Annotated in this window: 19 protein-coding genes; 11 read left to right on the forward strand and 8 right to left on the reverse strand. The window is 62.0% G+C overall.

Annotation, left to right across the window (positions count from 1 at the left end; genetic code table 11):
• Positions 1 to 242: 242 nt before the first annotated feature.
• The gene (locus ACTJLA_RS19960; RefSeq protein ID WP_072446802.1) at positions 243 to 1,016 is read right to left on the reverse strand and encodes a transporter substrate-binding domain-containing protein; all 774 of its coding nucleotides are present in this window, start codon (positions 1,014 to 1,016) and stop codon (positions 243 to 245) included.
• Between the two features lie 364 nt (positions 1,017 to 1,380).
• On the opposite strand from ACTJLA_RS19960, the gene ACTJLA_RS19965 reads away from it, so the two are divergent.
• The 5 genes from ACTJLA_RS19965 (at position 1,381) to ACTJLA_RS19985 (ending at position 6,037) form a co-directional block, all read left to right on the forward strand.
• Positions 1,381 to 2,751 carry a glutamine synthetase family protein gene (locus ACTJLA_RS19965; RefSeq protein ID WP_259038397.1) on the forward strand — a complete coding sequence of 457 codons (1,371 nt, stop codon included), beginning with the start codon at positions 1,381 to 1,383 and terminating at the stop codon, positions 2,749 to 2,751.
• Between the two features lie 100 nt (positions 2,752 to 2,851).
• Positions 2,852 to 3,451, forward strand: coding sequence for a class I SAM-dependent methyltransferase (locus ACTJLA_RS19970; protein WP_259038396.1), 600 nt, complete (start codon positions 2,852 to 2,854; stop codon positions 3,449 to 3,451).
• A 122-nt stretch (positions 3,452 to 3,573) separates the two neighbouring features.
• The gene (gene rnd, locus ACTJLA_RS19975; RefSeq protein ID WP_034126618.1) at positions 3,574 to 4,707 is read left to right on the forward strand and encodes a ribonuclease D; all 1,134 of its coding nucleotides are present in this window, start codon (positions 3,574 to 3,576) and stop codon (positions 4,705 to 4,707) included.
• Positions 4,704 to 4,997, forward strand: coding sequence for a YcgL domain-containing protein (locus ACTJLA_RS19980; protein WP_003189597.1), 294 nt, complete (start codon positions 4,704 to 4,706; stop codon positions 4,995 to 4,997). The genes rnd and ACTJLA_RS19980 overlap by 4 nt, the downstream gene beginning before the upstream one ends.
• A 107-nt stretch (positions 4,998 to 5,104) precedes the next feature.
• Positions 5,105 to 6,037 carry a D-2-hydroxyacid dehydrogenase gene (locus ACTJLA_RS19985; protein WP_054919992.1) on the forward strand — a complete coding sequence of 311 codons (933 nt, stop codon included), beginning with the start codon at positions 5,105 to 5,107 and terminating at the stop codon, positions 6,035 to 6,037.
• 140 nt (positions 6,038 to 6,177) lie between these two features.
• Here the strand turns inward: ACTJLA_RS19985 and ACTJLA_RS19990 are convergent, their stop codons facing one another.
• Complete coding sequence (locus ACTJLA_RS19990) at positions 6,178 to 6,771, reverse strand: nitroreductase family protein (protein WP_034126620.1); 594 nt, start codon at positions 6,769 to 6,771, stop codon at positions 6,178 to 6,180.
• A gap of 153 nt (positions 6,772 to 6,924) precedes the next feature.
• Between ACTJLA_RS19990 and ACTJLA_RS19995 the strand changes: the two genes are divergently transcribed.
• Together ACTJLA_RS19995 and ACTJLA_RS20000 are read left to right on the forward strand one after the other, a co-directional pair.
• Positions 6,925 to 7,374: a YcgN family cysteine cluster protein gene (locus ACTJLA_RS19995; RefSeq protein ID WP_003172524.1), complete on the forward strand. Its 450-nt coding sequence runs from the start codon at positions 6,925 to 6,927 to the stop codon at positions 7,372 to 7,374.
• 13 nt (positions 7,375 to 7,387) lie between these two features.
• The gene (locus tag ACTJLA_RS20000; RefSeq protein WP_054919989.1) at positions 7,388 to 8,608 is read left to right on the forward strand and encodes a hypothetical protein; all 1,221 of its coding nucleotides are present in this window, start codon (positions 7,388 to 7,390) and stop codon (positions 8,606 to 8,608) included.
• Between the two features lie 136 nt (positions 8,609 to 8,744).
• Here the strand turns inward: ACTJLA_RS20000 and ACTJLA_RS20005 are convergent, their stop codons facing one another.
• The 4 genes from ACTJLA_RS20005 to ACTJLA_RS20020 all read right to left on the reverse strand — a co-directional run bounded on the left by ACTJLA_RS20005 (position 8,745) and on the right by ACTJLA_RS20020 (position 10,941).
• On the reverse strand, positions 8,745 to 9,095 hold the full coding sequence (locus tag ACTJLA_RS20005) for a YgaP family membrane protein (RefSeq protein WP_014717485.1): 351 nt from the start codon (positions 9,093 to 9,095) through the stop codon (positions 8,745 to 8,747).
• Positions 9,096 to 9,162: 67 nt separating this feature from the next.
• On the reverse strand, positions 9,163 to 9,630 hold the full coding sequence (locus ACTJLA_RS20010; RefSeq protein ID WP_014717486.1) for an RNA methyltransferase: 468 nt from the start codon (positions 9,628 to 9,630) through the stop codon (positions 9,163 to 9,165).
• Positions 9,631 to 9,790: 160 nt separating this feature from the next.
• Complete coding sequence (locus ACTJLA_RS20015; protein ID WP_054898999.1) at positions 9,791 to 10,165, reverse strand: YajD family HNH nuclease; 375 nt, start codon at positions 10,163 to 10,165, stop codon at positions 9,791 to 9,793.
• Between the two features lie 89 nt (positions 10,166 to 10,254).
• Positions 10,255 to 10,941, reverse strand: coding sequence for a spermidine synthase (locus ACTJLA_RS20020; RefSeq protein ID WP_034126624.1), 687 nt, complete (start codon positions 10,939 to 10,941; stop codon positions 10,255 to 10,257).
• Between the two features lie 78 nt (positions 10,942 to 11,019).
• On the opposite strand from ACTJLA_RS20020, the gene ACTJLA_RS20025 reads away from it, so the two are divergent.
• Positions 11,020 to 11,301, forward strand: coding sequence for a hypothetical protein (locus ACTJLA_RS20025; protein ID WP_054919987.1), 282 nt, complete (start codon positions 11,020 to 11,022; stop codon positions 11,299 to 11,301).
• Here the strand turns inward: ACTJLA_RS20025 and ACTJLA_RS20030 are convergent.
• Positions 11,298 to 13,340, reverse strand: a complete 2,043-nt coding sequence (locus ACTJLA_RS20030; protein ID WP_314549613.1) for a S9 family peptidase — start codon at positions 13,338 to 13,340, stop codon at positions 11,298 to 11,300. The genes ACTJLA_RS20025 and ACTJLA_RS20030 overlap by 4 nt on opposite strands.
• A gap of 24 nt (positions 13,341 to 13,364) precedes the next feature.
• Here ACTJLA_RS20030 and ACTJLA_RS20035 point away from each other — a divergent pair, with 24 nt between their 5' ends.
• The 3 genes from ACTJLA_RS20035 to ACTJLA_RS20045 are packed head-to-tail and all read left to right on the forward strand — an operon-like array spanning position 13,365 to position 15,252.
• Positions 13,365 to 13,892, forward strand: a complete 528-nt coding sequence (locus ACTJLA_RS20035) for a hypothetical protein (RefSeq protein WP_054919983.1) — start codon at positions 13,365 to 13,367, stop codon at positions 13,890 to 13,892.
• A 30-nt stretch (positions 13,893 to 13,922) separates the two neighbouring features.
• Complete coding sequence (locus tag ACTJLA_RS20040) at positions 13,923 to 14,699, forward strand: class II glutamine amidotransferase (RefSeq protein WP_003189615.1); 777 nt, start codon at positions 13,923 to 13,925, stop codon at positions 14,697 to 14,699.
• A gap of 10 nt (positions 14,700 to 14,709) precedes the next feature.
• On the forward strand, positions 14,710 to 15,252 hold the full coding sequence (locus ACTJLA_RS20045) for a DUF2937 family protein (RefSeq protein WP_034126628.1): 543 nt from the start codon (positions 14,710 to 14,712) through the stop codon (positions 15,250 to 15,252).
• A gap of 114 nt (positions 15,253 to 15,366) precedes the next feature.
• Here ACTJLA_RS20045 and ACTJLA_RS20050 read toward each other — a convergent pair whose 3' ends face one another.
• Entirely contained in the window at positions 15,367 to 16,287 is a 921-nt protein-coding gene (locus tag ACTJLA_RS20050) for a LysR family transcriptional regulator (protein ID WP_034126629.1), read from the reverse strand.
• Between the last annotated feature and the right edge of the window lie 171 nt (positions 16,288 to 16,458).

A 16,458-nucleotide genomic window follows, 5' to 3' on the forward strand; every position in this document is an offset into this window, starting at 1 on the left:
GCGCCGCCACGCGCCATCCATGGCGCGGGGCGGCTAAACCGGCATCCCTGCCGGTTTACCCCCCAAATCACTGTCGAATTACGGCCAGCGTGGTTTAACGGGGCGCCTGAGATCAAAAGCAGATCAAGATCAAGAGCGACTCGCTTCGCATCGTGGTTACCGTCGACCGTTACAGCGCTGTGTAGATACTTATAGCTATCGCAGGCAAGCCAGCTCCCACATTTAGATCGCGGGGGCCACATTCAAGGCGCAGCCAACCACTGCCCCACAATCCCTGCATACGCCCCCGTCGCCACACTCAAATGCAACCACTGATCCACGTAACTCTTCCAGGCCACATCATCTCGCGGCAACAAAAACGCTTTTTCACTGTACTGCATCGGTTGCTCCGGGTTGACCGCGCACAACCCAGGCTTGAGCTTCTGCTGATAACGCGCCTCGCTGGCGTCGGTAATCATCACATCGGCTTTGCCCGCCAGCAGTTCATCAAAAATCGTCACGTTGTCATGCAGGCGAATCTGCGTCTGGCCCAGGTGCGCACGGGCAAACACTTCATTGGTGCCACCGGCGGGCTCGATCACTCGCACCTGGGGCTGGTTGATCTGTTCCACCGTCTGGTAGCGCTGCACATCGGCGCAGCGCACCAGTGGGATCTTGCCATCGACCCCGAGAGACTGGCTGAAGAAGGCTTTTTTCTGACGTTCCAACGACACGGAAATACCGCCCACCGCGATGTCGCAGCGTTGGGTCAGAAAGTCCGGCATCAGGGTTTTCCAGGTGGTGGGCACCCAGTTGATTTTGGCGTTGAGGCTCTTGGCCAGGGACTCGGCCATGGCAATGTCGATACCTTCATAGCCGCCGTCGCTGCGCAGCGAGGTGTAAGGCTTGTAGTCGCCGGTGGTACACACGGTGAGGGTGCCGCGCGCAATCACGTCGTCAAGGCGAGATGCAGCGGTGTTGGCCTGGGCGACATTGGCCAGGCTTGCCAGTACACAGAGGGCCAGAGGCGCTTTCATGGAGTCGAATCCTTGGGGCACGGTCGGGGGCTCATTATTTCCAGCACAGGGCAGGGTGGCAAGGCGCGGTGAATGTTTAGCCAAACTGCAACCAAACTCCATCAAGGCTGAATTTACTCGCGTATCCTCGCGTGTGACGCTCAAGTCTTTCTATCACTGTGGACCGCGCATGCACGCTTGCCCCGACACTCACACCGCGACATTGCCGTCTGCGCTTGCGTTCTGGGCCTTGTTCCATTGCCGACACGCGCGCCCGCCAGATACCTCTCTCCTACGTTGATCTACCCCAAGGATGACGCGCACCTGTGCGCATCTGCCCGGCGGCGCCTGCGCGCTTGCCTGACGCAAACGTATGAGAATTCCCATGAGTGTTTTTGCCAGCCTGCATGAAGCCCAGACCTTCCTTGAACAGAACCCCGACATTGAGATGTTCGAGCTGTTTATCCTCGATAACAACGGCGTACCGCGCGGCAAGCTGCTGCACCGCGACGAACTGCTGGCGGTGTACGAAAGTGGCCGGCCTCTGCCCAGTACCATCCTCGGCCTGACCATCAATGGCGATGACGTAGAAAACTCCGGGCTGGTCTGGGAGGTGGGGGATATTGACTGCCGCGCCTACCCGATCAGCGGCAGCTTGCAGCGCATGCCATGGCGCTTGATCCCCACCGCAGCGGTGCAGGTCAGCATGCACCCCACCGAAGGCCTGCCCGCCACCGTGGCCGACCCCAGGCACCTGCTGGCCAATGTTATCGAGGCGCTCAAGGCCGACGGTTATTACCCGGTGATGGCGGCGGAGCTGGAGTTCTACCTGCTCGACCAAAAGCCCGACAGCAACGGCCGCCCGCAACCGGCGCGGGATGTGGATGGCAATCGCCCGCGTTCGACGCAAGTCTACGGCCTGCGCGAACTGGAGCAGATCGAGCCGTTTCTTGCCGACCTCTACAGCGCCTGCAAACTGCAAGGGATTCCGGCGCGCACAGCTATCTCCGAGTACGCGCCGGGCCAAGTGGAAATCACCCTCGAACACCGCACCGACGCGCTGCAGGCGATGGACGAAGCCGTGCGCTACAAACGCCTGGTCAAGGGCGTGGCGCACAAACATGGAATGACCGCCTGTTTCATGGCCAAGCCGTTCGACGACCTGGCCGGCACCGGCATGCACATGCACGTCAGCCTGGCCGATGCCCAGGGCAATAACCTGTTTGCCAGTGAAGCGACCGACGGCACGCCACTGCTGCGCCAAGCCGTGGGCGGCATGCTCAGTACCTTGCTCGATTCACTGTTGATGTTCTGCCCCAACGCCAACTCTTATCGACGCTTCCAAACCAACAGCTATGCGCCGCTCGCTGCCACCTGGGGCGTGGACAACCGCACCGTCAGCCTGCGCGTGCCCGGTGGCCCGGCTCAATCGCGGCATATCGAACACCGCATCTGCGGTGCCGACGCCAACCCCTACCTGGCGGCTGCTGCGATCCTGGCCGGGATTCATCGAGGCATCCGCGAACAGCTCGACCCTGGCGCCCCGGTGCAAGGCAACGGCTACGCCCAGGCCAAGGAACTGCTGCCCACCGACTGGCTGACCACCTTGCGCGCGCTGGAAACCTCCCGCTGGGCACCGGATGCGTTCGGGCGCGAATTTCTAAGCGTTTACCTGGCGGTCAAACGTGCCGAATACCGCCAGTTCATGGGCGAGGTGGGGGAGCAGGATTGGCGGTGGTACTTGCATCAAGCGTGACCGGTTTTAGCGGGGTGGGCTTTCGACCTTTTTTTCACGTTGCGAAGGTTAAGCTGCGGATCAAGGTCGTTCACTACCGTTTCATTCACATGAGCCCGCGATGTCGCCACAACCTCCATCCTCCATCGAGACCGAATTCACCGAGCGCTATGACCGTGAGCATGCCAGGGGCTGTGGCGACCCGCGTCCGCCCAGGCTGTTGCAGCGCCTGTCGGCGTGGCGCGATGCGCGGTTGGTACGCCAGGCCCTGAAAGTGGCGGGCGAGCCAGGGCTTATCCTCGACCTGGCGTGCGGTTCCGGGCGCTTCTGGCCGGTGCTGGCCGAACACGTCAACCGTGTGATTCTGGCCTCGGACAACTCCCAGGCGATGCTCGATCACGCGCGCACCCATCACCCGGGCGCGTTGCTCAAGCGTGTCAAAACATTCCAGGGCTCGGCGTTTTCCATTGGCCTTTCGGCGAATGCGGTGGACTGCATTTTCTGTCTGGATTTGTTTCGCCATGTGCCCGGTAGCGATGCACGACTCATGTTGTTGCACGAGTTTCACCGCGTCAGTCGCGACACGGTGATTGTTGCCGTGAACGTGGGTACGCCGGTAGAGAGCGAGTTTCGCCAAGCCGGCTTCAAAATCCTCAGTTACCAAGAGTTCCTGCCGGGCTCGCGGCGATGGTGCGTCTACGTTTTGCGTAAGAGAGGATAACGCCCGTTTGTCGGACTATTCTTCATCTCCTGTCGGAGTTTTCATGATGGCGTGTGCACTGCGGATGCTCGCAAGCCCCTTTCGCGATATATACTGCGCGCCATTCTTCAAGGGAGAGCCGTGTGGCCATCGATATTCACTGGATCTGCGACAACGATAGCCTCGGCCAGCATTGCGCCGAATGGCAGCAGTTGCCATTCGTCGCCCTCGACACCGAATTCATGCGGGTCGACACCTTTTACCCTATTGCCGGGCTGATCCAGATCGGTGATGGCGTGCGCGCTTACCTGATCGACCCCCTGACTATCGACAATTGGCAACCCTTGGCCGCCTTGCTGGAGAACCCGGCGGTGATCAAGGTGGTGCACGCCTGCAGCGAAGACCTGGAAGTGCTGTTGCGCCTGACTGGCAGCTTGCCAGTGCCGTTGTTCGACACCCAATTGGCGGCGGCGTACCTCAACCTCGGTTTCTCCATGGGCTACTCGCGCCTGGTGCAGGCGGTGTTGGATATCGAGCTGCCCAAGGGCGAAACCCGCTCCGACTGGCTGCAGCGGCCATTGTCAGAGACGCAGGTCAGCTACGCCGCCGAAGACGCCGTGCACCTGGCCGAGGTTTACACCCGCCTGCGCCCGCAACTGTCGGACGACAAATACGCGTGGGTATTGGAAGACGGCGCCGAACTGGTGGCCAACCTGCGCCGTGAGATCGACCCCTACGAGCTGTACCGCGACGCCAAGCTGGCGTGGAAATTGTCCCGTGCCCAACTCGCAGTGCTGCGTGAGCTCTGCGCCTGGCGCGAGCAGCAGGCCCGTGCCCGCGACTTGCCGCGCAACCGCATCGTTCGCGAGCACTCGTTATGGCCCCTGGCCAAATCCCAGCCGGATAACCTCGCCGCCCTGGGCAAGATCGAAGACATGCACCCGCGTACGGTGCGCCAGGACGGCCAGTTCCTGCTGGACCTGATCAAACGCACTGCCAGCCTGCCCATGGACCAATGGCCGCCTGCCGTGGCAGAGCCGTTACCGGTGGACGCTGCAGCGTTGATCAAGCAACTGCGTGCCCTGGGCCAAACCTTCGCCGAGCGCCTGGACATGGCGCCGGAACTGATGCTGCGCAAGAAAACCCTCGAAGCCCTGGTTAAAAGTGGCTACCCCGATGGGCCTTACCAATTGCCAGACTCGCTGCGTGGCTGGCGCCGCGAGTTGATGGGCCAGGCGTTGCTCGACAGCCTGGCCAATGCCGGAGAACAGCCTTGAAACGTATTTGCTCCATCTACCGCAGCAAGAAAAAAGACGGCATGTACCTCTATGTGCTCAAAAGCGATGCCCTGGAGCGCGTGCCCGAGCCGTTGATGGAAGCCTTTGGCAAGGCGCATCACGCCTTTGACATGGTGCTGACGCCGGAGCGCAAGCTGTCGCGCGAAGACATCGCCGTGGTGCTGGAAAACCTCGACAAGCAGGGCTACCACCTGCAAATGCCGCCGGCCGAGGACGAGTACATCGAGCACTTGCCCGAAGAGCTGCTGCGCCGCAACGACCCGATGTGATCGACCAGTGCCCGCTTCAGGGCACAGCTTCAATGGAATCGTATTAGAGGACGGTGGCCGTAAGGATGCGGGCGGCCGTCTGCACTGTTTTTTCAAAGGTTTGAACCATGCGTGTTCTGATTGCTGAACAGGATCATCCGCTCTACGCCCAATTGCTCAGGGACGCCGCCCCAGACCTCGAAGTGCTGACCAGCGGCGACTCGGCCGAACTCTCGCGCCTGGCCGCCGACTGTCCGGTGTGGCTGGGCCAGCCCGATCTGTTGGCTACCCTGCTGCGCCAGGGCCATCATCCGCAATGGCTGCAATCGACCTGGGCGGGCATCACGCCCCTGCTGGCCGATGGCTTGCCACGCGACTACCGGCTGACCCGCGCGGTAGGCATTTTTGGCCAGGTCATGGCCGAGTTTGTCCTCACCTACATGCTGGGCCACGAGCGCGAAGTGCTGGCGCGGTTGGTCAGCCAGGTGGAGCGCAAATGGGATAACCGCATGGGCCAGAGCCTGGCGGGGCGTAAGGCGCTGATCGTCGGCACCGGTGACATCGGCCAGCGCGTGGCCGAGTTTCTGCTGCCGTTCGGCGTGCAGTTGTATGGCATCGCCAGCCAGGCCCGCGAGCAGGCACCGTTTATCGAAGTGGCGGGGCTCGACCAGTTGGGCCGGCTGGTGGGGGAGGTGGATTACGTGATCAACCTGCTGCCCAACACGCCTGATACCCATGACCTGTACGACGCGGCGCTGTTCAAGCAATTCCAGCCCACCGGGTTGTTTATCAACGTCGGACGCGGCGTGGCGGTGGTGGACGCCGATCTGGTCGAGGCGCTCAAAGAAGGGCACCTGGCCGGCGCGGTGATCGACGTGTGCCGCCAGGAGCCCTTGCCGCAACGCCACCCGTTCTGGACGGCGTGGGGTTTGCTGTTGACCGGGCACAGCTCGGCCCCGACCTCGCCGCCAATGATGGTGGAGTTGTTTGTGCAGAACCTGCGGGCGTATCAGGCCAAGCAAGCGCTACGCGGGGAAGTGGATTTCGAGCGCGGGTACTGAAGAGCTTGCCCGATGGCCTCATGTAGGAGCGAGCTTGCTCGCGTAAAACTCACAGGCGCCGCGCTTATTCAGAAAGTGCGCGTCATCGTTGACGTTCTTCGCGAGCAAGCTCGCTCCTACAGAGGATGAGAGGGCGATGCTTAGAGACTGAAGTTCCCCTCGGACACCAGCTCGCTCAACGGCTTGCGCGGGCTCGGCATTTCGCGCCCTTGCAGGTACTCCGGCAAACTCGACTTGTCACCCAGCTTGCCCACCGCCACGGCCGCATGCAGCGCATAACCCTGGGGAATCTTCAGCTCCTTGCGGGTCAGTTCCTGGTCGAAACCGGCCATGCCGTGGGTGTGCCAGCCACTGAGGCTGGCTTGCAGCGCCAGGTGGCCCCAGGCCGAGCCGGTGTCGAAGGTGTGCCACAGCGCCGGGGTTTCTTCGGTAGCACCCGGGGCGATGAAGTCGGTTTTCGACGCGATGATGATCAGGGCCGACGCATGCTGCGCCCAATTGCGGTTGAATTCATTCAGCAGGCCCAGGAAGCGCTCCCAGTCCGGCGTGTCACGGCGCGCATACAGAAACCGCCACGGCTGCGAGTTGTAGGCCGAAGGCGCCCAGCGTGCCGCTTCGAAGAAACTCAGCAGCGTCTCCTGCGGGATGCTCTCGCCGGTAAAGGCGCGGGGCGACCAGCGCTCGGTGAATTGGGTGTGGATCGGATAATCGGCAACACGGGGGTTATTGCTCATGGACAGACCCTGATGAAAAAAACGGGATTCAAAACTACTGCGCCCACCCAGGCCTGACAAGTCTTGCAACACCGTCAGTCGTAAGCGCTTGGCCCCAACGGGCTTGGGCACTAGACTGGCGGCCTTTTCACCTTCCGATACTGATGCAGAGCCATGGCCGCCAAAGTCGAACCTTTCTGGATACGCAAAACCCTTGAGCACCTCGACCAAGAGGAGTGGGAGTCATTGTGCGACGGCTGTGGCCTGTGCTGCCTGCAAAAGCTTGAGGATGAGGACGACAACAGCGTCTATTACACGCGTATCGCCTGCAAACTGCTCGACCTGAAAACCTGCCAGTGCACTGATTACCCCAACCGCCGCGCCTCGGTGCCTGATTGCATTCAGCTCACACCGGGCCAGGCCGATCAGTTCAAATGGTTGCCGCCGACCTGCGGTTATCGCCTGGTCAGCGAGCGCAAGGACTTGCCGCTGTGGCATCACCTGGTCTGCGGCGACCGTGACGCGGTGCACCATGAACGCATTTCCCAGTCCGGGCGCATGCTCAGCGAAGGCAGCGTGCCCGAGGACGACTGGGAGGATTACCTGATTTTCCGCGCAGGCTGAATGAGGAGTGTGTATGAAGGTGGCCGCCAAGTGGGCAGCGGGCCTGGTCGTGCTGGCGCTGAGCGGGCCGGGCTGGTGCGCGAAGAAAGTCGACCTGGATTACCACATCAAGCTGTTGCCCCAAAGCCAGCAGGCGGAGGTGCGCGTCAGCCTGTCCCAGGGCGCGGCGGTGCGCAGCCTGAACTTCGACCTGGGCCGCGACGGTGACTACAGCGACTTCAAGGCCGATGGCCAGTGGCAAGTCACGGGCAACCGTGGCCTGTGGCAACCCAGCCCTGACAAGGCCAGCCTGACCTACCGGGTGCGCCTGGCCCATGCGCGCAAGCCCGGCGTGTATGACACACGCATCACGCCCGGCTGGGCGTTACTGCGCGGCGAAGACCTGGTGCCGGCCGCACGTCTCGACCAGCAAGACGGCGTCGAACTGGTCTCACGCCTGATGTTTGAACTGCCGACGGGTTGGAAGAGCGTCGAAACCGCCTGGCCGCGCATCGGCCAGAACAAATTCCGCATCGACAACGTGTCCCGCCTGTTCGACCGCCCCACCGGCTGGATGCTGGCGGGCAACCTCGGCAGCCGCCGCCTGCGCCTGGGTGATACCGACGTCACCGTGGCCTCGCCCAAGGGCCAGGGGATGCGCCGCATGGACGTGCTGACGTTGCTGACGTTTGTCTGGCCCCAGGTGGAAGCCGCGTTCCCGCGCCATCCCGGCAAACTGTTGATTGTCGGTGCCAGTGACCCGATGCGGCGGGGCGCTTATTCGTTACGCGATTCGATCTACCTCAACAGCCGCACGCCGCTGGTGGGCGAAAATGGCAGCAGCCCGTTGCTGCGCGAAGTGGTGCAGGCCATCGGACGCTTCAATGACCACGACAGCAGCGACTGGATCAGCGAGGGCTTGGGCGAGTACTACGCGATTGAGCTGATGCGGCGTGCCGGTGGCATCACCGATGAACGCTATGCGGCGATCCAGGCGAGGCTGACCAAAGAAGGCAAAGACGTCACCACTCTCAAAGGCGAGCACGTCAACGGCGCGACGCTGGCGCGTTCGGTGGTGGTATTGCAGGAACTGGACCGTGAGATCCGCGTGAAGACCCACAACAAACGCTCCCTGGACGATCTGGCGCAGGCAGTGATGCGGGTGAACAGCATCAACACCAAAGAGTTCGTGCAGTTGGCCGAGAGTGTGATCGGTGAGTCGTCGGTGGTACTGGACAGCAAACTGCTGCGCTGATCCAAACCCCTGTGCAATTCAAAATGTGGGAGGGGGCTTGCCCCCGATGGCGGTGGGTCAGCAAAAAGTAGGCTGCTGACACTCNGGGGGCAAGCCCCCTCCCACATTTGAATCTCCAGCATGTCCAAGTCTCAGGTCAGGCTTTAGGTTTCACCGCCTTTTCAGCCGCCACTTCGGCCTTGGTCTTCAGGTTCTTCAACTCTTCACCGGCCCGTTCGATCTTGGTGCGCACGCTGTTCATTTCCTGGCGGCCCTGTTCCAGTTTGTCCTTGAGCGAACTGTGCCCTGTAAAGCCACGGGCCAGTGCCACGCCACCAATCGCCACCTGGATCAAGCCGAAAATCCCGCCGCGGCGCAGGCCTTTACCCACCATCATTACCCCGCCGGCCACCGAGCCGATGCGCTCCCAGCCATGCACGTTCTGGGTGGGTTGAGGCTTCAAGGGGGCGGCTTCGATGATAGGTCGCAAGGTTTTGCTGTCGCTCATGATCAGTCTCCAACAAGGGCAAGTGTTACTAGCTGACTGCGCGCATGTGCCGGATGTTCCCGCAATGTCAGTACTTGGGGCCCGAACGGGTGTTGTTGCCCTTGGCCAGGCGGTCATAGAGCACCACGTTGACCGTGGCCGCCAGGTTCATGCAGCCGGTGGTGGGGATGTACACCACGTCCTCGCACCAGTCGCGGATCTCTTTGTCCAGGGAGCCGTCTTCGGGGCCGAAGATATACAGCGCGCGGTCGGGGTGGGTGTATTCAGGCAACGGGCGGGCGCCGTCGACCAATTCCACGGCGACCGGGATGCAGCCTAAGGGCAGGATCTTTTTCAGGTCGTCGATGCCGATCAGCGGGATATCGTGGTGCACCTTCTTGGTGTCGGTGATGAAATCCCGGGCGCGCTCGTAACGCACGCCGGTGTAGAACACCGAGGCCACGCCGTAACAGCCGGCGGCACGCATCACCGAGCCGACGTTTTCGGGAGATTTGGGGTTGTACAGACCGATGCAGCTGTAGCGTTTATTGCCCACGGGGAAGGGTGCCTTGAGAAAAACGGCGATTATACGGCCTGGGGGGATGCAGTGCTTGGACGATCGTCATCGCGGGCAAGCCCGGCTCCCACCGGGAAATACATTCCTACTGTGGGAGCTGGCTTGCCTGCGATGAGGCCGGAACAGGCAAAGAAGAACGTTAGTCTTCCTTCTTCATCAACCCCGCCAACGCCGCAAACGGGTTGTGCGTTGCCTTGGCAATGCTCGGGCTGCTGGTGGAGCCTTCGCCGAAGTATTGCTGGTCGGTGTAGCGCGAGTGTTCGTTGTCGTGGCAGTACAGGCACAGCAACTCCCAGTTGGAGCCGTCCTGGGGGTTGTCATCATGGTTGTGGTTGCGGTGGTGGACGGTCAGTTCACTCAAGCGCTTGCCGGAAAACTCACGGGCGCAGCGGCCACACACGTGGGGGTACATCTTCAAGGCTTTATCGCGGTAGCCCATTTCGCGGTCGCGCTGGGCATCGGCGAGGATGCGGTCCAGCTTGGCGGTGTGGGAGGGTGGGTTATTCGAGCTCATCATGGCTCCTGGCTATTATTGGGTGGTTCACGGACAAGGTTGATTCTAGCCGCTCCCACAGGGGATTGGCGCTATTGAATCAACCGTGATCAGCCCTTGAGCTTCTCTGCAATCCAGATGGTATGCCGCGTGCCCTTGTTGCCATGGGCAAACACTTGCACTTCCTCGGCCTTGAAACCGGCCTTGCGCAGTTTGTCACTGAACAGCTTGTCGGCGCTGGCCGACCACACCGCCAGCACACCCTTGGGCCGCAGGGCCTTGGCGCACGCGGCCAGGCCACTGGCCGAGTACAGCCAACTGTTAGCTTTTTGCGTGAGCCCCTCGGGGCCGTTGTCGACGTCGAGCATGATCGCATCAAAGCCTTGGGGCTCGGCCTGCAGTACCTTGGCCACGTCTTCCAGGCGGACCACGGTGCGCGGGTCCAGCAGCGGGCGTCCGGATTTCTCCCCCAGTGGCCCACGGTTCCATTCCACGACGCCGGGCACCAGTTCGGCCACCACCACTTCGGCGCTCTTGCCCAAATGCTTGAGCGCCGCGGCCAAGGTAAAGCCCATGCCCAGGCCGCCGATCAGCACCCGTGATCCTGGGCGTCCGGCCACTTTGCGGCAGGGAATCTCCGCCAAGGCATCTTCGGAGCCGTGCATGCGCGTGTTCATCAACTGGCCACCGTCACCGCCCTGGATCTTGATGACGAAGTCCTCGCCGTATTCGAACAGGCACAAGGCACCGCCGTTGTCGGGGATTGGGGTGGTGTCCAGCAGAACAAAACGTTTCATGGAAATCTCATTGGGAAGGGCATTCTTGCGCGGTTGGGAGTAGCCTTAGGGCATTCCGGTCAGGCCATGGAGCCATCGATGAAGTGCAGCATTCTAACGGTCATTGTGTTGAGCGCGCTCGCATTGGGTACCGCGCAGGCTCAGGAGTTACAAACCGTACCGGTCGCGCCCACGCCAACCCCAGGCGCGCCGGGCACGCCAACACCCACGTTGTACCCGCAAGTCACGCCGCCCGTTGCGCCCAAGACCCATAATGGCTCGCCGCCGCTGGCGCCCATCGTGCTGCCGGCGCCGCCCAAGGACCAGACGGTCCCTGGCCTGCAGCAGAACGACAGCAAGCCGAAAACGCCGGGCGGTTAGACCAGACCGAGGGCCTTGAACACAAAGGCATATTCGAGGGCGACGTCACGTAAGCCCTGATAGCGCCCGCTCATGCCGCCATGGCCGGCACCCAGCTCGGTCTTGAGCAGCAGCAGGTTGTCGTCCGTCTTGATATCCCGCAGCTTGGCCACCCACTTGGCGGCTTCCCAGTACTGCACGCGGCTGTCGTTATAGCCGGCGATCACCAGCGTGGCCGGGTAAGCCTGGGCGCGGACGTTCTCGTACGGCGCGTAAGCCTTGATGCGCGCATACACCTCGGGTTCCTCGGGGTTGCCCCACTCGTCGTACTCGGTGATGGTCAGCGGCAGTTCCGGGTCGAGCATGGTATTGAGCACATCGACGAACGGCACTTCGGCAATCGCCGCCTGGAACAATTCCGGACGCTGGTTGAGCACCGCGCCGATCAACAGGCCGCCGGCACTTCCGCCACTGATCGCCAGTTGCTGGGAGGTGGTCAGGCCCTCGGCAATCAAATGTTCGGCGCAGGCGATAAAGTCGCTGAAGGTGTTCTGCTTGTGTTCCTGCTTGCCGTTGCGATACCAGGCTTCCCCCAGCTCACCGCCGCCGCGCACATGGGCGATGGCAAACGCCACGCCACGGTCGAGCAAGCTCAGGCGCGCATGGGAGAACCACGGGTCCAGGCTTGAGCCGTAGGCACCGTAGCCATACAGGTACAGCGGCGTCGGCTTGCCGAGCTGGTCACGCTTGACCACCAGGCTGATGGGTACCTGAGTGCCGTCGGCGGAAGTGGCCCACAGGCGTTGGCTGACGTAATCGTCGGCGTTGAAGACGCCCAGCACCGGGGTTTCCTTGAGCACGACCTGCGCGCCTGTCGCCAGCTCGAGCTGACGCACTTGGGCCGGGCGATTCAAGGCCTCATAGCGCAGGCGGATCTTGTCGCTGGGGAACTCCAGGCTGTTCTGCACGTAGAGGCTGTAGGCGGCGTCAGGCAATTGCACCCGATAGGCCGGCACATCCTCAGGGTGCACTTCGATGACTGGCAGGCCACCGATGCGCAGGCTCAAGGTCATGGCGTTGGCGTTCAGGCTCACGCCGTCGAGCATGACCTCGTCGCTGTGGGGGATCAGGTTCTGCCAGTCCGCTTCGGTGGGCGGCGTGCCGGTGTCGGCGGCCACGTACAGCGCATGGTTGATGCCATCGCGGTTGCTGCGGATAAACCAGGTCCACTGGCCATTGTGCTTGCCGTGGTCGACGTCGTATTCGTGGTCTTCGACCCGTGGCGCCAGGCAGGTGAAGGCCAGGTGCGGTTGCTCGGCGTCCAGCGCCCAGACTTCGCTGGTGGTCTTGCTGCCCAGGGCCAGCAACAGTTGGCGTTCGGAGCTTGAGCGGTAGCAATGCAGGAAGAAACGGCCGTCGGGCTCGTGGAAGACTTCCTGCGCGGCGGTGCCGTCCAGGCGATAGCGATACAGCTTGTGCGGGCGATGGGTGTCGTCCAGTTCGCCGAAAAACAGCGTCAGGCTGTCATTGGCCCAGGTCATGCTGCCATCGCAGTTGTCGAACGCCAGTTCGCTGACCTTGTCGGTCGCCAATTCCTTCACGAACAGGGTGTAAATCTCTTCGCCGCTGGTATCGAGGCTGTAGGCCAGGCGTTGGTGATCGGGGCTGATGCTGAACGCGCCCAGGGAGAAAAAGCCGCCATTGGCCAGCACGTTTGGGTCCAGCAACAGCTCTTCGCTGCTGGTGTCCACCTGGTTGCTGTCATCGGCCGGGCGGCGGCAGCGGTAGTGGCGGGCGTATTCGTCGCCGGCGGTGGTGCGGGTGTAATACAGATACGGGCCCCAAGGGGAGGGCAGGGACAGGTCGGTTTCCAGAATGCGGCCCTTGATCTCTTCGAACAGGGTCTCGCGCAACGCTTGCTGATCGGCCAGTTGGGCTTCCTGCCAGGCGTTTTCGGCCTTGAGGTAGTCGAGCACCTCAGGGTTGTCGCGTTCTTGCAGCCAAGCGTACGGGTCTGGGCCTGGGGCCTTGCGGGCAATCGGTGCGGTGGAAATAGGCATGGATAATTCCCTATCTGGCAGACGGTGGCAGGCATTGCAGCCGCGACACGCAAAAGCCGTTATCATAGCCGCCTGTTTGCCAACCTTGCCATGGACACCATGACCGAGAACGACTATCTGACCGCTTGGGGCCTTTACGCCTTCGCCGCTTTGGGCTGCCTGTTGGTGTGGTGGCGCATGACCCGCTGGATCTGGCGCTGGCTGCGCGAGCCCCTGCAATTGCTGATGGCGGTGTTGCTGCTCAGCCCGACCATTGTCGACCCGGTCAAGACCCAGTTTGCGCCGGCCGTGGCCATTACCGCCCTGGACCTGGTGCTCAAGGTCGGCAACAACGCCTGGCGCGCCATTTCCGACCTGTTCATGTACACGATGATCGCGTTTGCCCTGTACATCGTGTTTGTGCTGATTCGCTGGCCCATCGAGCGCGCCGCCAACGCTCGCCGTGAGCGCAAGGCTGCTGCGGATGCGGCCTTGGCCGTCGAGCCGGAAGACGACGAACCGTTCCGTCGTCCGGCGCCTGCCGGTGGTATGCGGGTCGAACCGCGCCTTTAACGTTGTTTGCCCTGCAGCGAGAGCCCTGGCATGTGTGAATTATTGGGCATGAGTGCCAACGTCCCCACCGATATCGTGTTCAGCTTTACCGGGCTGATGCAGCGCGGTGGGCGCACTGGCCCGCACCGCGACGGCTGGGGCATTGCCTTCTATGAAGGCCGTGGCCTGCGCCTGTTCCAGGACCCGGCTGCCAGTAGCGAGTCGGAAGTCGCATTGCTGGTTCAGCGTTATCCCATCAAGAGCGAAGTGGTGATCGGCCATATCCGCCAGGCCAATGTGGGCAAGGTCAGCCTGGCCAATACCCATCCGTTTGTGCGCGAGCTGTGGGGGCGTAACTGGTGTTTTGCCCACAACGGCCAACTGGCGGACTTCAATCCCCGCGCCACCTTTTACCGCCCGGTGGGCGATACCGACAGCGAAGCGGCGTTCTGCGACTTGCTCAACCGTGTGCGCGAAGCCTTCCCCGAGCCGGTGGACATCGAACAGGTGCTGCCCGACCTGATCGCCGCCTGCGCCGAATACCGCAGCAAGGGCGTATTCAACTGCCTGCTCAGCGACGGCGACTGGCTGTTCTGCTATTGCTCGACCAAGCTGGCACAGATCACCCGGCGGGCGCCTTTTGGCCCGGCGCGCTTGAAAGATGTCGACGTGATCGTCGATTTTCAGGCCGAAACCACCCCCAATGATGTGGTAACGGTGATCGCCACCGAGCCGTTGACCGACAACGAAAACTGGACCCGCTACGAACCGGGCCAATGGAGCCTGTGGCGACGCGGTGAATGTGTCAGCCAGGGCGTTACCGAGTAAGGAATCGAGCATGTTGCTGAGCTATCTGCGGTTGGTGCTGTTTGCCGTTGGCTTGTTGGTCGGCGTGCAGGTGCCGGGGTTTATCAATGACTACGCCAAGCGCGTCGAAGCCCACCTGATCGAGGCCCAGACCGGCTTGCGCGGTTTCGAGTCCACGGCGCAGCAGTTCTTCAACGGCGATATGCAAGCCTTGGTGGCGCATTACCGCGCCAGCGATGACCCGGTATTCCAGAGCGACGCCAGCAGCCTGGGCGCTATGCTCGATCGTCAGCTCGAGTTGGACAAGCAATACCAGGCCATGCAGGGCCCGTGGTACATCCGTGCCCTGCAAGTGGCGGTGGCTGCCGACCCGGATATCCGTTCGGAGACCTGGAATGGCTACAGCTACCAGATTCTGCTGACGCCTGAAGCCATGGGCTGGGGCCTGGGCGGGGCGATGCTGTTGTCGTTCGGCATCGAGTGCCTGTACCGCTTGATCGACTGGGTGGTGTTAGGCGGCCGACGCCTGCGCCAGAGCCGGCCCATCGAAGAGCGGGACCTCAAGGGCCTCTAACGACCCACTGATCGTTCCCACGCTCCGCGTGCGAATGCTTTTTCTGACGCTCCGCGTCGCGCTTGGAGGCGCAGAGCGCCCTAGGCTGCGTCCCCACGCAGAGCGTGGGAACGATTAATCGGGTTTATGCAGTTGCATGCGTTCTGCACCGACTTGCTCGGCATAGCGGGCGACGACTTTCTGGCACAACCCCACAATTTCCTCCACCAACTCCACCCCCACGCGCCACGACACCACTACTTGCAAGTTCGGCAGGCGCTGGGCCATGGGCAGCATCACCAATTCCCCTCGCTCCAGCTCTTCGCTCACCAGCACCGGCGGCAGTGCGCCGATGCCGAAGCCATCGCGCAGCAACCGGGTAATCGCCGACACCGAGTTCACGCAGTTCATGCGCGGTGCGGCCACGCCATTGGCCTGCATCAAACTCAACACGTCCTGATGCGGGTGAGAGTTTTTCGAGTAGGTGATGATGCGCTCCTGGGCCAGTTCGGCGAGGGAGGCGTAGTCGCGGTTGTAGATCGACTGGCTGGCCACGATCCAGGCCATGGGGTGGCTGGCCAGTTCCAGGCTGCGCACGGTTTCCAGGCGCAGCAGGTCGGTTTGCAGGATCAGGTCAAGAAAGCCTTTTTGTAGCTGATCGCTGAGGTTCAGCGCGGTATCGGCGATCAGCTCGATCTCCACCAGCGGGAACAGTTTCATCAGTTCAGCGACCAGCGGGCTGAGCCAGGTGTGGATCACCGTGTCCATCGCGCCGATCCGAATGCGCCCGACCTTGCTGCTGGTGGTCTCCAGAGACTGCTTCAAACCCTGCATGGTCACCATCATTTGCTCGGCATAGTCGAGCACTTTCAAGCCTTCCGGGGTCAGGCTCACGCCTCGCGAGTCACGCAGGAACAGCTTCACGCCCAGCTCGCTTTCAAGCACGGCAATGCGGCTGGAAATCGAGGCCTGGGTGGTGAACAGCTTCTCGGCCGTGAGCCGGAAGCTCTTGAGCCTGGCCACCCAGACGAAGGTTTCGAGGAACTTCAAATTCATGGGATCAACTTTTTCTTATGCATGGATCGGTTTTTATTAGTTGGACGTCGCAGCGGGCAAGCGCCAAAAATCGAGCTATTCCACGATAAGCGTCGTCGGGGTGTCAGGACAAGTTGCGAGTTCTGCGTAAAAAATCCCACACTACAAGAAAACAAAGCCTAGAGGAGCGAC

The organism is Pseudomonas sp. 22072, assembly GCF_052046095.1.
GTDB lineage: Bacteria > Pseudomonadota > Gammaproteobacteria > Pseudomonadales > Pseudomonadaceae > Aquipseudomonas > Aquipseudomonas paracarnis.